The 15,222-nt window shown below is 59.3% G+C and carries 9 protein-coding genes and 3 pseudogenes; 4 read left to right on the forward strand and 8 right to left on the reverse strand.

Annotated elements, in window-relative coordinates; all coding sequences use genetic code 11:
• The 3 genes and pseudogenes from EOA28_RS00005 to EOA28_RS00015 form a co-directional block, all read right to left on the reverse strand.
• Positions 1-972 (reverse strand): annotated as a pseudogene (locus EOA28_RS00005) (ABC transporter substrate-binding protein); the annotation flags it as partial.
• A 594-nt stretch (positions 973-1,566) separates the two neighbouring features.
• Complete coding sequence (locus EOA28_RS00010; protein ID WP_128314331.1) at positions 1,567-2,964, reverse strand: MmgE/PrpD family protein; 1,398 nt, start codon at positions 2,962-2,964, stop codon at positions 1,567-1,569.
• 218 nt (positions 2,965-3,182) lie between these two features.
• Positions 3,183-4,055: an alpha/beta hydrolase gene (locus EOA28_RS00015; protein WP_127396061.1), complete on the reverse strand. Its 873-nt coding sequence runs from the start codon at positions 4,053-4,055 to the stop codon at positions 3,183-3,185.
• Positions 4,056-4,819: 764 nt separating this feature from the next.
• Here EOA28_RS00015 and EOA28_RS00020 point away from each other — a divergent pair.
• Positions 4,820-5,302: an Lrp/AsnC family transcriptional regulator gene (locus tag EOA28_RS00020; protein WP_095489421.1), complete on the forward strand. Its 483-nt coding sequence runs from the start codon at positions 4,820-4,822 to the stop codon at positions 5,300-5,302.
• A gap of 124 nt (positions 5,303-5,426) precedes the next feature.
• On the opposite strand, the gene EOA28_RS00025 is transcribed toward EOA28_RS00020, so the two are convergent.
• On the reverse strand, positions 5,427-6,389 hold the full coding sequence (locus tag EOA28_RS00025; RefSeq protein ID WP_128314332.1) for a LysR family transcriptional regulator: 963 nt from the start codon (positions 6,387-6,389) through the stop codon (positions 5,427-5,429).
• Positions 6,390-6,794: 405 nt separating this feature from the next.
• On the opposite strand from EOA28_RS00025, the gene EOA28_RS00030 reads away from it, so the two are divergent.
• Entirely contained in the window at positions 6,795-8,042 is a 1,248-nt protein-coding gene (locus tag EOA28_RS00030) for an acetyl-CoA carboxylase biotin carboxylase subunit family protein (protein WP_128314333.1), read from the forward strand.
• A 167-nt stretch (positions 8,043-8,209) separates the two neighbouring features.
• Here EOA28_RS00030 and istB read toward each other — a convergent pair.
• Both istB and istA read right to left on the reverse strand, forming a co-directional pair.
• Positions 8,210-9,018 (reverse strand): annotated as a pseudogene (gene istB / locus EOA28_RS00035) (IS21-like element helper ATPase IstB).
• 16 nt (positions 9,019-9,034) lie between these two features.
• Positions 9,035-10,569: pseudogene (gene istA / locus EOA28_RS00040) on the reverse strand (IS21 family transposase).
• A 765-nt stretch (positions 10,570-11,334) separates the two neighbouring features.
• On the opposite strand from istA, the gene EOA28_RS39825 reads away from it, so the two are divergent.
• Together EOA28_RS39825 and EOA28_RS39830 are read left to right on the forward strand one after the other, a co-directional pair.
• On the forward strand, positions 11,335-11,832 hold the full coding sequence (locus EOA28_RS39825) for a hypothetical protein (RefSeq protein ID WP_245501434.1): 498 nt from the start codon (positions 11,335-11,337) through the stop codon (positions 11,830-11,832).
• A gap of 216 nt (positions 11,833-12,048) precedes the next feature.
• The gene (locus EOA28_RS39830; protein ID WP_245330129.1) at positions 12,049-12,405 is read left to right on the forward strand and encodes a hypothetical protein; all 357 of its coding nucleotides are present in this window, start codon (positions 12,049-12,051) and stop codon (positions 12,403-12,405) included.
• A 167-nt stretch (positions 12,406-12,572) separates the two neighbouring features.
• On the opposite strand, the gene EOA28_RS00050 is transcribed toward EOA28_RS39830, so the two are convergent.
• Both EOA28_RS00050 and EOA28_RS00055 read right to left on the reverse strand, forming a co-directional pair.
• Positions 12,573-14,105 (reverse strand): aldehyde dehydrogenase, encoded by a 1,533-nt coding sequence (locus EOA28_RS00050; RefSeq protein WP_245501435.1) that lies wholly within the window; start codon positions 14,103-14,105, stop codon positions 12,573-12,575.
• 375 nt (positions 14,106-14,480) lie between these two features.
• Complete coding sequence (locus EOA28_RS00055; protein ID WP_095489418.1) at positions 14,481-14,897, reverse strand: DUF2267 domain-containing protein; 417 nt, start codon at positions 14,895-14,897, stop codon at positions 14,481-14,483.
• Positions 14,898-15,222 lie beyond the last annotated feature (325 nt).

A 15,222-nucleotide genomic window follows, 5' to 3' on the forward strand; every position in this document is an offset into this window, starting at 1 on the left:
GGATCTTGTCGAGCATCTGCTCGCGGTCCATGGCGAGCTTGAGCGCCATCCTGAGATCGTTGTTGTCGAAGGGAGGCGTGTCGCAGAACATGTTAAGCAATAGTAGCCGCGCCCCGAAACGTTCTGGACGGTCACGCCGGGGATACGTTTGACCAGGTCGACGACCTTCGGCTCTACGCGGTCGATCATGTGGACCTGGTTGCTTCGCAAGGCCGAAATGCGCGCCGTGGCGTCGTTGATGACGGTTATCTCGATCTGATCGGCATGGCCGCGCTTGTCGCCCTGCCAGTAGTTCTTGAATCTTTCGCCCCCGTGCCGTACGCCCGGCTCGTTGACCGTGACCTTGTAGGGGCCGGCGCCGATGCCGGCGGCCGGATCGTCCTTGCCCCCGTTTGGCTGAATGACGAGATGATAATCGGTCATCATATAAGGGAAATCAGCATTGCCGCCCTTCAGCGTCACCACGACCTCGTCGCCATTCGCCTTAATCGTGTCGATGGTCCCTAGCAAGCCCAGCGCGCCGGATTTTGATTTCGCGTCGGAGTGACGCTCAAGTGTCGCCACCACATCTTGCGCTGTAACGGTCTTGCCGTTGTGGAACTCGACACCCTTGCGGATCTTCATCGTCCAGGTTCTGGCGTCCTTGGACGAACCGACTTCCTCGGCGAGACGGCTTTCGACGCCACCGTCGGGGGTCAGTTCCATCAGCAACTCGCCCCAACATTTGCTGAAGGCAATCGCGACCGAGGCTGAGAAGGCCCCTGGGTCGAGGCTGTCGGTCGCCGCACCGCCCTGGAGGCCGGCTTTCAGAATGCCGCCCCTTTGCGGCACCTGCGCCTTCGCGCCGCCGGCAAGAAGCGAGTTGGCGAAGGCGGCGCTCACGCCGAGCGCCGTCGCACGGCCGAGAAATTCACGCCGGCTCAGCCCGCCCGCAGCGACACGGAGGCTAAGATAGTCAAGTTCCTGCGACATTTGGATGCTCCTCATTTCAGACATGTTCCCTTGGGGCCGGACAATGCGGCCTCTATTTTGAGTACAGTACCAGCACCAATGTGCCGCATTGAACGAACTGTCCTTCTAACGCCGCAGGAAATCGGCGTTTAAGGCGTCATTCGCGCACGATCGCCCAGATGACCGGTCTGAAACACGGGGAATTGAGCGGAGTTATCACAACCGTAAGCGCCGGACATTCGACGTGAGCCGACGTGATCGGGCAACCAGGAAAAGCGTAAAGCCGCCTTCCAGGCCGGCCGACGGGCTCACTCCTTGAGCCGTCGCCTTGGATGCATGAATTTCGTGGTGGACGTCTTGAGTAGCAGACGACTGCGGGGCCGGCTTCAAACACGCAACCGTCGCCCCGTATACGTCGAGTTGAATGTCTTCAGCACCTTCAAGTCCGTCCGATCGACCTTCGGTTAAGCGGCTTTCTGAATACGATATGCTTTTCCAGCGAAGACCACGCCGTGCTGAGGCCGCGAACGGTTGCGCTTGGCTTCGTCTGCGAGCAACATCGCAAGCGCGCAGCCAGTGCGGCCGAGATCCAGCATTGATTTCGCACGTTCGTGACTACTTACCGCCAACAAGCAGCTCGAATAGCGGTGCCAACGTGGGCCGCCTATCAAGGTCCTCGACGAATTCCCCAATCGACTCGAGCTGTGTATCGGAGAACGGCAACATGGACGTTTCGGCGCAAGCTTTGAGTTTACGCATGCCATCGGCGAGCGAAGCCGGATTGTCCGGATGGCCGAATGGCTTGTCAATCCGAATGAAATGTTCTGCGCCGCCCCTTAGCTTCACAGTAACTGCTGTCGGCGAATTTTGATGCAGACCGTGAGTACGATCGATCTCTGGATCAACTTCAATCTTCGTGACAGCCATGATGCGGCGCACAGCCGGATCCTCAAATGCTTCCGGATGGAAATCGTTGATTCCTACTCTGCCGTGTTGGGCCGCGACAGAGATGACGTAAGGCAGGCTGAAGCGCGCGACGACCGGGTCCTTTGGGTTCCACTTTTGGTCGCGCGGCTGTACCACATAACTCTCAGCGACGAGACGGTTCACCCCGAGCTCAAGTGAGACAATATCCTCCCCCTTGAAGCCGTGCTTGTCGCGCAATTGCTTCAGTCCATCGATCCCGGGATGCATAGCCCTGCAAGCCGGCCAAGCTTTGAAGCTGATCTCAGTGTTCACATAATCCTCACCAAGCTTCTCCATAAGCAAATCGACGTCGTAGCTCGGTTCGAAGGCTCTGTAGAAGCCATACTTACCAAAGAACGGCTCCCGCGGACCGTTGAAACCCACCATAGCAGACAGGGCCGATTCCACCCCCGAACGCGCCCGCAATCCTTGTTGCAGCGCCACAGTGTGCGCGCCTTCCTCATACATCTGTACTTCCCCGGCGGCGTGGGCGTAAGCGATGCCGAATGCATTACGGGTTTTCTCTTCATCGAGCCGCAGCAATTTTGTGCTAACCGCGGTGGTGCCCCACACTGCGACAATATTATCGCGGCCGGTTTTCAAAGAATGGCTCGTCACGCTACGCGCAAGACGCATGTGCAGATCCATAGCCGTCGCTAATGCGATGAGCAATTCGCTCCCGGTAATCGAAGGATCGCGTTCCGCGAGCGCCAGCGCCGGCGGCACATTGTAAGCGCTGGCGTGGCAGCCGTTGATACAAAGCTCGTAGGTATCATCAAAGTCGACGGCTCTAGCTGTGGTGGCGTTGACAAGGACCGCCAAGCAGGCAGGAAGCTTTTCTCCAGAAACCCAGACGGTGCATTCTGCCTTGCCGCCGGACAAGCTGCCCAGCCGACGAGCGAAGTGCGCGATCTGGTCATCCGATCCGCCGATCGCGCTGGCAAGCGTGTCGAGAATGGAAAGTTTCGCGCGTTCAATCGACTCCTTAGGTATTGTCTCTTTTTGCGTTTCAATAACGTGCCTGATGAGTTGCGCCGTCAAATCCATCGTCAAAACTCCTGCCCTAATTAACAGAATACCGGCAAACATGTAGGTACAACTGCCCCTGCCCCCGGGTCGAGATTGCCATGGCATGCGTTGCCAATCAGCTTTGATTGAGCGACCATCAGTTTGTTCTGCATATCTCTTCCTCAGAAACAGATGGCGCACCCGGCGCAAGGGCGTTGCAGTATTCGCCCCCGCAGCCACCTGGGATCGAACAGTTGCTAGTTTCCCTTAGTTGGTGATTTAGCAGTCCAGTGCCGGATGAGTCTGTTCACTGCTTCGCTCTGGTCGATCTGGACGTCATGCCCCGCATTGTTCAGCAGGTGGAAATCCGAATTCTTGATCAGCTTTGCCAGCTTTATACCGCGGTCAGGCGGCACGGTGGGGTCGTTCTTGGACCAGATAATCAATGTCTCGGCCCGAAGCCGATCAAGGTACGGGAACACATGGGTTTGCTGCAGCACAACATACAGACGGAGATTGGTTTCTTCTTCGGGCAGGCTCTGGAGAATCTCGTATTGCCCGCGCGCCGCGGCCCGCCGATAGGCCTCTCTCTTAGCCTCTTCCACATCCTGCCCATAGGCGCGGGTGCTCTTTCGCCAGGCGGCGACGTATTCCTCTTCGCTCGGCATCGGACTGGAATTGTCGTAAGCTTCCGTATAGGCCTGCCACCAAGTTTCGTCGCGGTCGTCCCCATAGGCCGGAGAGACGGAACTGGCTGTCAGCAATACAAGCCTCGAGACAAGATCCGGACGCAGGATCGCGACCCGCGCGGCGACGAATGACCCTTCTGAATGACCGACGAGGGTGATCTGCTTCAACCCCAGCGCTTCGATGAAGCCAATCACGTGGTCTACACGACCAAGGCGATTTACGAATTTTTGATCGGCGGGATAATCGGTCCCGCCACACTGCAGTTGATCTACCGCGATAACCCTGAACTGATCGGATAGGTCGTTGAGCTGACGCACAAAGGAACTTTTTCCGTCTGCGCCGAAGCCGGCACCGTGCAGGGATACGATAGGCTCGCCTATTCCGCTCTCATAGTATGAGGTCCCGATACCACTGACTGAAATGCTGCGTTCAGAGATCATCTTTTTCCTTGACGTAAGACGAGCCGCAGGCCTTGAAGCGCTGTGCGGAAACTGCAGCCTGCCAGCGAGCGCCCCAACCCTACCAAGCCCGCGGTCACCATGCTGCGCAAAGTTTTACTTTGTCGCGCAGGAAACCGGCGTTTTTTGGGCGCTGTCCCTCCACTGGACAGACCAAAGGAACGGAAAAACAGGTACTGGATTGTGGCACCGTCCATGTGCTGGCCGTATTTGCCTAGAGTTCTGCAAATTCGCTGAGCGAGTAGTGCTGGTTTGCGGGTAACAGCATCGCAGCACCGCATCGCATGTCGCGCCGCCAGGATGCGGTGGAAGTCGAAGCCGCCGAGCGCAACTGTGAACTGCGGCCTCAAGGCAGCCGAGGAGGAGCCCAAGTGGCACCGACCCACCCATTTCCGGCCCAGGCATCACACGGCATCACGTATCACCGTAACCTCCTTCGCCACTGCCATCTAAGATGATCGGGGCAACATAAAAAAACTTCGATCCATTGGCGTGGATCGGTCCGATGACGGGCGCATCTCAAGAAATCGATACCATGCCTCTTCCGATGCGCCGAGGGCGATGATGGCCTCACCCGTAGCAGCCGGGCCGCTCCCAGTCACGCGGTCGTATTGGGCGTCCGCGCCCTGCCAGGCGACCCGGAGACAGCCAGCGCATAACGGATATATGGAATCGGTATGAGCGACACATCGCAGAAGTTGGGCTAATATTGGCAAGAACGTGCAGTTTTCCTGCGAGGAGCCCCAATGTTGCATACCCCGCCGCCAGACTTGGACCGAATTGATCGGAAACTCCTCATTGCCGTACAACGTAATAATCGCCTTACCACAGAGGAATTGGGCGAACTTGCAGGCCTTTCGGCAACCGCATGCCAGCGGCGATTGAAGCGACTTCGAGATGCGCGCGTAATTCAGGCAGATGTTGCTGTAATCTCGCCAGAAGCGATCGGCAGGCCCATGCTCATGCTAGCCTCTATCACTTTAGAGCGCGATCGCGCTGACATCATCGATCGTTTCAAACAAGCGATCCGGCGCACGCCCGAGATTATGAACGGATATTACGTGACAGGTGAGGCAGATTTTGTTCTCGCAATTTCGGTGCGTGATATGGTCGAGTACGAGGCATTTACCCGTCGCTTTTTTCATGAGCACCCCGATATCAAGGGCTTTAAAACCATGGTCGTAATGGATCGAATTAAGGCATCATTGGCTCTACCAATTGACGAATAGAATGGAAGCGCGCCAGTAGCACACCTGCGCCCTCCGAAGATCGGCAACCACCTCGCGAGTAGGTGCGTTGCAGGCGATCACAAAATAGTCAGTTAGCCAGCGGCCCGCCGGTGCTCCAGCCACTTCAAGTGTTGGTCGATGAACTCGGGCCGCCAGTGATAAACTCGCCCGACCAGCGCCCGAGCTCGACATAACGTCGAACCATCTGCTCAACAAATGATATGATGTGCCGTGCGGCGGGCGGCAGTATTGTCCCATATGCGGTTGTTAGCGCCAATTCAAAGCTTAGCGAAGACCGCTCAATCGCCGCGACAGATAGATTCGGGCCTTCGAGATCTTCCCACAAGCACGCACGACTAAAAATCCCGTAGCCTTCATCCAGTGCAATCATTCGCTTAATGAGAGGTATCGAGTCGATCTCGTACTTGAATGTCAATTCCAGCTGTTGGTCGTGTGCGGCTGCCTCCAGGCGTCGCCGCGTGTAACTCGGCGGCGCCGGAATAATCAGCGGAAGGCCCTCCAATTCAGACAACAAGACCCTCTCACCGAAGGGCCAATTCTTTGTTGATCCAACCAAATAAACTTTTTCTTTGAAGAGGAATTCGGGACTCAGATGGCGATAACTATCGACATCGTAAGCGAAGCCTAGATCGATCTGCTTGCTCTGGATCCAGTTCGCGGTTTGATAGGTGAACCCCTCGATCAATTTCAGCTTAACACGGGGGAATTGTTGACGGCAGCCTAAAATAAGCTCCGCCATGAAGGTTGGACCCAGGTTGGGCAGAACTCCCACGCGAATGACGCCGGAGGGACTCCCTTCATCGATCCGAGCTTGAAGGCAAGCGTTGTCTAGCCGCAGCAAGACATTCGCAACTTCGTCGCGGAGCTTGGCGGCAGTTTCCGTCAACCTCACTCCGCGGCCATCGCGAATGAACAATTGCACCCCGAGCGTTTCCTCCAGGCGACGCATTTGCCTGGATAAAGCGGGTTGCGCTATGCGCAACTCGACCGCAGCTCGGCTGATGCTGCCAAGTTCGGACACTCGGATGAAATGCCTGAGGGCGCGAAGCTCGATCTGATTATCCACGTGTTCGGCCCGCTCACTTGAGACGACTTGGCACCCCGATCAGACGTGTCAGCTCTGAACCTTGCCCAAGCCTCAACGTCGAAACTAAGCTACTACCGCACCGCCCCGCAATAGGCCGACCCAAGCTGGCTCCACGCCTCGCATGACTTGTCTTCAATCGAGAATGAAAGATTAATTCCAAGGCGGGTGTCACATTCGTGGGGCTTCCCTCAGCGTATTGCCGAACTCTCGGCACACTACCCGCTAGGCCAGCCGTTGCAGATCCTTCGCATAAAAATACACAATCTTTGCAACCGCAAATCCTCGGCGATGGTACTTTCACTTCTGAGGTCAGGCTAAGCCGAACGGGCTGATGCCAATTTTTTGCTCCTGCAAGTCGCAGGAACACAACGTAGGAGACAGCCAATGGCAAGGAAAGCGCTCATCCTGATCGAAGGTCATAGGGGTAATGGTCAGCTCTATGTCCAAGCGGCTCAGCGTCTTGGTTTACATCCGATTACACTGTCGGCTGATCCGACTCAGTACGAATATCTTGCAGCGGAAAACCTTCAGACAATTCGTGTCGATATAGACAATCTCGATGCGCTAATCCAGGAATGTTCCCGGCTGCATGCCACATTTGGCATTGCCGGCATCACCGGCTTTGCGGGCCACGACGAGTCGGTCTCTGCCACAGTTGGTAAGCTCTGCCGGTGTTTTGATCTACCGGGTCCCGATCCCGCGTCGATTGAACAATGCTACGACAAATTCGTTCAACGTCAGCTCCTCGCAGAGGCCGGCGTTGCAATACCTGCTTATCGCCTGGCAGCGAATGCGACGGACGTAGAAAGCTCTGCCGCGGAGATCGGCCTTCCCGTGATTGTTAAGCCAGCCGTAGGCAGTGGCAGCATGGGTGTCCGATTGTGCCGCAGCCCCGATGAGCTGGCCGAACATACGGCCTATCTGTTGGAGGGGAGGCACATATGGCGGTCTCCGCCAAGAGTGCTGGTCGAAGAATTCGCAGAAGGCCCTGCGTATGTCGCTGCAGTGATGGGACATGAGGTCGTGGGGATTGTCGCCGCTGACTACCATCCGCCACCGCACTTCGTCTATCGAGAGTGCACTTTTCCGGCCCCGCTAACTGATGAGGAGCATGAGCGTATGGCCGATGTTTCGCTCAGCTGTTTGCCAGCTCTCGGCCTTGACTGGGGGCCAAAAAGTGTTGAACTCCGGTTGACCAAACGTGGCCCAGTCGTCATTGAAGTCAATCCGCGTCTTAGTGGTGCGCCCACTCCTCTACTGATTAAGCTTGCTCACGGTGTCGATCTCATTACCGAGCACATCAAGCTTGTCATCGGCGATGAGCCGAACTTGCGCAAAAGAGACTCGCGGACTGCGGTTGGGCGATTTCTTGTTGCTGATAGCGATGGCACCCTCGATTGGACCGATGGCGCTGGCCGGGCAGCTGCTTTACTAGGTGTCGCAGAGATAAGATTGTATGTTAAGTCTAAGGCGCCAATCGTAAGGAAAGGCGATTACCGAGACTGCATCGGGCATGTCGTCGCCGCTTCACCCACCTATGCTCAGACGGAAGCGATAGTCCAGCGTGCCGTCGCCTCAATTGGTTGGTCGATAACGCCATTGCCCACTGTTGACGAACGGGAAAAGGCATAGGAGCGCGGATAGGATTCTTCGAGACCACGCCCGGCGAGCAGGCGCAGGTCGACTTTGCCTCACATGTCGTCTTCACCGACGAACCAACGACACCGAGGATCATCTGGCTATTTGCGTATTTCGCAAAAGCCGGACAGGGGTTCCGCTAATTCCTGACAGTGGTTTCGCTAATGTCGGGACAGTCTGGCGGCGTCGGTCCTTGGGTGCCTTGTTGCGTTCACGGATGATTGATTTCGCCGTTTTCGGCGCCGGTCAAGAGGGGCGCGGCTGTCGCCCTGGAGCACGATGCGGTGGGCGTTGTGCACGATCCGGTCGAGAATGGCGTCGGCGACGGTGGGGTCTGCGATCAGGTCATGCCATCTTGCCACCGGGACCTGGGCGGTGATCAGGGTGGATTTGCGGCGATAGCGTTCCTCGACGATTTCGAACAGATGGAAGCGCTGTTGGTCGGTGAGGCTGTGGGTTCCGAAGTCATCGAGGATGAGCAGTTGCGCGCGGGTGAGTTTGTCGATGAGGCGTGGGAAGCGGCCATCGAGACGAGCGAGCGCCAAATCCTCGAACAGGCGCGGCACGCGCGCATAGAGCACGGAATGATCGAGCCGTGCCGCTTGCCGGCCGAAGGCGCAGGCCAGCCACGACTTGCCGGTTCCGGTCTGGCCGGTGACGATCAGGTTTTCATGCGCTTTCAGCCATTCGCCCTGGGCGAGCGCCATGGTGCTGCGCCGGTCGAGTCCGCGCGGCGCGGCAAAGTCGATGTCCTCGATGCAGGCTTCGGGAAAGCGCAGCCTGGCTGAGGCGAGCCGGTTCCGGACGCGCTTGTCGGCCCGCATGGCGACCTCCCGGTCGAGCATCAGGCCGAGCCACTCGTCACGGCTGAGCTCGTTGGCGTTGTTGCGTCGGCCAGTTCGCGCCAGGCGGCAGCCATGCCGGCCAGACCGAGGGCCTGCATCTGGTCGAGGGTGGGGTTCGTCAGCATTCTTTCTTCCTTTCCTTCACTGGTAATAGGTGGAGCCGCGGATATTGGCGTGCTGGGGTGTCGGCTTTGCCGGTTCTGCGGAGCTGGCCCGGTCGAGGCCGGCTTTGAGGATGGCGGTGACGGAGGAGTAGGCGATCGCGTTGATCAGCAGCGCCCGCTCGCAGGCGGCATCGAGACGCTCCGGCCCATAGCGCGGCGCCAGCGACAGGATGCCCATGGCCGAGCGGTATCCCTGTTCCGGATGCGGCCGCTCGCGCATCATGCGCTCGACCAGGATGGCGGCGTTGGGGCCGATCCTGGCCGCCCTGCTGATCAGGCTGGCCGGCGTGGTGTTGGCGTAGCGCTGGTGCGCCTTGGGCATGTGTTCGTTGACGGTGACATGGCCGGAACGCTGCGAGCGACGGACATGGCTGGCGACACGCTGGTGATCGTGGAAGATCTCGACCACTCGATGCGTGAGCCGCACCTCGACGGTGCGCCCGATCAGCCGGTGCGGCACCGAGTAAAACGTCTTGTCGACCTCGACATGGTAGTCAGGATGGACCTTCGCCGACTTCCCGCTCGGCGTATTCGAACGGTGCCGCCGGCAGCGGCTTCAAGGCAGCCGCTCGATCTCCCCGAACAGTTCGCGGCGGCTTTGGCCGACATGGCGCATCGGCCGGTTGTTCAGCTCCTCGAGCAGTTCGGCGATCACGGCGTTGAGCTCGGCGATCGAGAAGAAGGATCGGTTCCTCAGCCGCGCCAGAATCCAGCGCTCGACATCAGCACCGCGCCTTCGACCTTGGCCTTGTCGCGCGGCTTGCGGCTGCGGGTCGGCAGGATAGTGGTGTCGTAGTGCCCATCGCGGCAAAGGTCGCGTTCAGCCTCGGCTCGAACCACAGCGCCTTGACGACACCGGCCTTCAGGTTGTCGCACACGATCGCTCTGGTGACGCCGCCGAAGAAGGCGAGCGCTCGCACCTGGCCCTCGATCCAGTCCGGCAGCTTCTGGCTGGAGCTGGCAAAGGCGAAGGTCAGATTGGAGGCGCCCAGCACCGCGACAAAAATCTGCGCCGGGTAAATGATGCCGGTCGCCGGATCGATCACCGGCACCGTCTGCCCGGCATAGTCCGTCTGCATCACCGCGCCCGCCGCATGCCGGTTGCGGAATGTCGCGCTCGTCCGGCGCTCGAAAGCGGCGAAGTGCTCGCAGAACCAGGTGTAGCCGTAGCCGTCGGGGTGGGCGGCGCGATACTCCTGCCACAACAGCGTCAGCGTCACCCCCTTGCGCTTCAACTCCCTGGCGATCAGCGCAAAGTTCGGTTCGCTTAGGTCTTGCGGCGGACGACCGGCACGGCCAAACAGCAGCCGCTCAAGTGTCGCGTCGCGGCGGCAAAGGCCAGCATGACAGCCCGGCCTTCCGCGCCCGTAGCAAATAGGTCGATACTGTCGTCTTGCTGATCTTCAGCCGTTCCGACACTTCACGCACCGAAAGACCCTGCTCATGGGTCAGGCGCAACATCGCTTGGATGTCCCTCACGCTCGTTCGTCTCGCTTGCTTCCGTCTCGGCATGGCCCCTCTCAACATCATCGTGAGAGGCCAAACTGCCAGAACGGCGCAGCCAAGAACCGACCGCTAAATCCGCTTCCGAAAACTGTCCGGGATTTAGCGGAATCGCTGTCCGCGAATTACTGAAATCACTGTCCGGGATTTAGCGAAAAGGATGTCCGGGAATTACCGAAACACGCAGCTATTCTCTCTGGTGCTCGGCTTCAGCCGCTTGATTTGGCCCGCTTCGACAGGATCTGCTGCTGCTTATACGCTGTCAGGCCGCTGCTTTCGAGGCGTTGGGCGGCGCTCCTCGTGACGTGCTCGACGGTCTTATGGATACGGCGGTGATCGGCGAAGGCGAAATCGGCGGCTTCATAGCTGACGAACCTTCGCCGAAGACGACGGCGAATTGTGTCCTGGCCATGAACCACTCGCGCGGGGCGCGTTTCCATTCCTCGGCGGCGTGGTTGAGAACCAGTATAGCAGGTTCATTGCGGGCATTGGGACATGACCGCGTTTGGTTCAACGCCTCGTGGCGTTTGTAACCGGTATGACCCATGACGGCGCGATCCGATCCCCGCTGGAGATGAGCGATTTTCGGGGATGGTGCGGCCATCCGGGACAGGAGCGCCGGGAGCACGTACGGGCAGACCGATCAATTCGATGAGCTGCGACTCGCGTTCCCTGCGACTTGCCCGGTTGCGCCGAGAGCGCGGATCCGTAGGTGTGCCGTCCGTTGGCTCCCGACTGTTTGAGGAGAGGGAGCCGATCAGATGTGTGATTGGAATGGATATCCACCGCACCTTTGCGAAGGTGGTAGTTTGGGAAGACGGCCGGCTGCGCCATCACGGACGGGTCGACATGACCCGCTCGGGACTAAAAGGGGTTGGCCGCAGTTTGCGACGCATGGCGGTAGTGCGGGTTCTGTCGCCCTATGTCGGCCGGGTGATTGTGGCCAACCCGATGCAGGTGAAGGCGATCGCCCATGCCAGTATCAGGACCGGCAAGATCGATGCCGGCGTTCTGGCGCAGCTCCATGCCAGCGGCTTTCTGCTTGAGGTCTGGGTTCCCGATGAGCGGGCCGAGCGGCTTCGCGGTCTGGTCGCGCGGTGCAACCAGGCCGTGCGGCATCGGACGGGCGTGAAGAACGAGATGCATCCTGCAGGCGCACCTCGTGCAAAGTGCCGCTCGCCTGGCTCGAGCGGCAGGTGCTTCCTGACAACGAGCGGGGCCGCGATCGTCACACATCCGCGAGATCGATCGCCTGGCCGAAGATCTGGCTGACCTCGATCGCGACATCGCCTGGGAAGCGGCTGATGATGTGCAAGCCGGCGGCTTCAGACGACGACCGGCTCAATGCGATGGTCGCGAGCGGTATCATCGCCGCCGTGGGCGACATCGGCGGTTCCGGCAACCGCAGAGGCTGGTGAGCTACTTCGGCCTCAATCCGCGCGCGCCAATCCGGTCTCGGCTTGGCGCAATATGGGCGGATCAGCAAGCATGGGCGTTCCCACGCCCGCGCCATGCTGGTCGAGGCGCCCGGTCTGCGGCGAAGCGCCTGGTCTGCTCAGAGCCTTCTTTCTGCGCATCCGCAACAAGCGTGGCCATCAGGTCGCAGCCGTGGCGGTCGCCCGCAAGCTCACGATGTTGATGAGGCATCTGCTGACGAAAGAGCAGGACTACTTCTGGGCTCGCGCGGCGTTGGTGGCAGCAAAGCAGAGGCAGCTCGCTCTCAAGGCTGGCGCGCCGGGCGACCGCGGTCTCGGTCGTCGCGGTTCGGCTCACGCCTACAACGTGAAGAGTTTGCGAAACAGCGATAAAGCGTGGCCGAGAATGCCGAGCGTGCCTACGAGCTGATGCTTCGGCATTGGCGGCCACGCGGGCCGAAGCGGCACACGGACAGGCGAAGCCAATAAGCAAAAACACGCGAGCCTGGAAATTTTGAGCTCAGGTTCTGGTTCTCGCGTCCAACGCCAATCCCTGCACTTCAATAACCTCACTAGTCCCGCGCAGTTGGGCACGCATTACACTGCACTCGACCGTTGGGCCGGAAAGATCGACTTAATCTCGAGGAATGCTGCCAGCCCCTCAGGTCCGAGTTCCCGACCAAGGCCGCTTTCCTTGACACCGCCGAATGGCGCGTCGATGTGAAGCGCGTAACGGTTGATGCCGACAACACCAGCCTCCACTCGGCGCGCAATCGCCATGCCCCGCTCAGGGTCGGACGTGAACACCGCACCACCCAGGCCATACGTAGTGCCGTTGCAGATCGCGATCGCCTCCTCCTCGTTGTGGTACGGGATCACAGACACCACCGGCCCGAAGATCTCCTCCTGCGCGATCCGCATAGATGTGTCGACATCACGGAAGACCGTTGGCTCGAGATAATATCCGACGTCAAGTCCCTGCGGACGCCGACCGCCGGTAACGACCTTCGCGCCCTGCACGCATCCAGATGCAATGTACTCCTCGACGCGAACACGCTGCCGCTTCGCCACCAGTGGCCCGACCTGCGTCGCTGGATTGAGCGGGTGGCCCACGACTAGCCCAGCCACCTTGTTCGCAATTCCTTCGACGACTTCGTCGTACCGTGCGCGCGGAGCAAGGACGCGGGTCAGGGCGTGACAGATCTGACCGCTGAATGGGATGCACGCCGGCGCGACTAAGGGGAGAAACGTGTCAAGATCGACATCCTCGAGCAGCAACGCCGCCGACTTGCCGCCAAGCTCGAGCGTAACGCGCGCGAAGCGCTTGGCACAGGCCAGTGCAACCTGGCGACCAGCGTGCGTTGAACCGGTAAATGACACTTTGTCGACACCCGGATGCGACGCAACCAATGCTCCTGTTTCGCGCGCACCGAACACGATATTGACGACGCCGGGGGGAATGCCTGCCTCGCCTAAGGCTTCAGCGAGCAGGTATGAGTCCAGTGATGCTTCCGGTGCGGGCTTAACGACCGTCGTACAACCAGCGGCCAACGCTGGTGCCAGCTTCCATGCGATTGCGCCCTGAGGGCCGTTCCACGGTACAATCAATCCGGCAACACCTACCGGCTCCCTCCGAATGACAGTTCGCAACTCGTGTCCTATGCGCTCGGATTCGACTTCTAGTTGATCGGCAAGCTCGGCATAGTAGCGGTAAAATTTCGATGTGCCGCTCCCATTGGATTGCACGGAGCTTACCAGGGGCATCCCGATCTGCGCCGTGACAACGGCGCCCAGCTGCTCGGCGCGATCCTCGATTGCACGCGCGAGTCTGCGCAAATAATGGGCTCGCTGCGACGGCGGCAGCTGAGGCCACCCGGAGTTCCGGAACGCCGCACGTGCGGCATCCACTGCCGCAGAAACGTCGTGCTTGTCGCCATTGGGGATTGTCGCAAATTCCAGCTCATCCGCCGGGTTCACGACCGGAATCCTAGCCGACGAATGGGCCGGCCGGAGCTCGCCGTCGACATAGATATCGGTGTGCTCGCCTGTCATCAAGCTGATTGGCGTGGTCATTGCTTTGCCTTTCGTCACATAGGCTGATCCTTCCAAAGGGCTCAACCAGTTGTCCACTCAGCACCGCTGCTACGCGTCGACCTTGGTGGCGGGAGCCGCTCGGCGGGTTTCCTGCATGCTCGTCAGCAACCAGACGCCGGCGGATTAGTGGACGACTCGCACGGCCAGCCGATTGGTTGATTGCTGTGGCACGAACTCGGCCAGGGCGATCGACAGCTTCGGCTCATTCGATCATTTTGTTGAATCACACTCAAACGCATTCTGGAGCTCGATCGGGGCATTACTAGGATCGGGGGATGCCCGCGACGAGTTCCAACCTTGCGGCCCGCCCCCTACACCTCCGGGCCAAACTCAATCCCTGCCCAAACCAAGGCCAGCGTTAAGGAACCAAGTGCCACGCGGACAGCGGGCGCTCGTGGGCAGACGCCCGTCTCAGGGCCAAAGGTTTTGCAGCACTCTTGGAGTGGCAGCCTTGGCACGCTTGACCTCTGCTCTGGACAAACGGTCGACAAATTGGGCCAGCACTAAGCGGGCAACCACTTCCGGATCGACCGCCGGGTCTCGCTGGACGCCGACGTGGATCCGTTCGAGAAATGAATTCCGGTTTCTGGCGTTGGCGCGCCGGCCGGGATTCCAACCCTCGTAGTAGAAGCCGCGAAGCAAAGCTGGCAACCGTGCGCCCATGTAAACGGCGTGGTCGCGATCCAGGCAGTCGCGCAGAGCGTGCAGCGTCGCAATCAGAGCTTGGTAGACCCGCTCGCGATCATGCCAGCGAAGTCTCCACATCAGATCGCTGATCCAATTCTGAGTTACTTCTAATGCGTTGTTGAAATCATGCCTCGCGCACATTGGCTTTTCTCATTTCCTTGAAGGTTGCCAGGATCTCGAATGCGCCTCATCGGCCTTGAAGTTGACCTGGTCAGGCGAGACTAGCGCTGCAAAGACGAGGACCACAAAAATGGCTTCCGTCCGTGGCGAGCGAAGCGATGCCTGACAGATGACCCCCTTGGAAAAGAGGCCTTCCGGTAGCGAAGTAGTTCCAGAGGCCAAGCTGGAGTTCGTGCTCGTGCGGGCACGGCTCGACCCAGACAAACACTCCCTTTGGTTATAATTATCTCCTTGCATCCAGATTAATCGCTCAGTTTCCGCGTCAGAAATCCTCGCCTCAGCGCAG

The sequence above is a fragment of the Mesorhizobium sp. M2A.F.Ca.ET.067.02.1.1 genome (assembly GCF_004023285.1).
GTDB lineage: Bacteria > Pseudomonadota > Alphaproteobacteria > Rhizobiales > Rhizobiaceae > Mesorhizobium.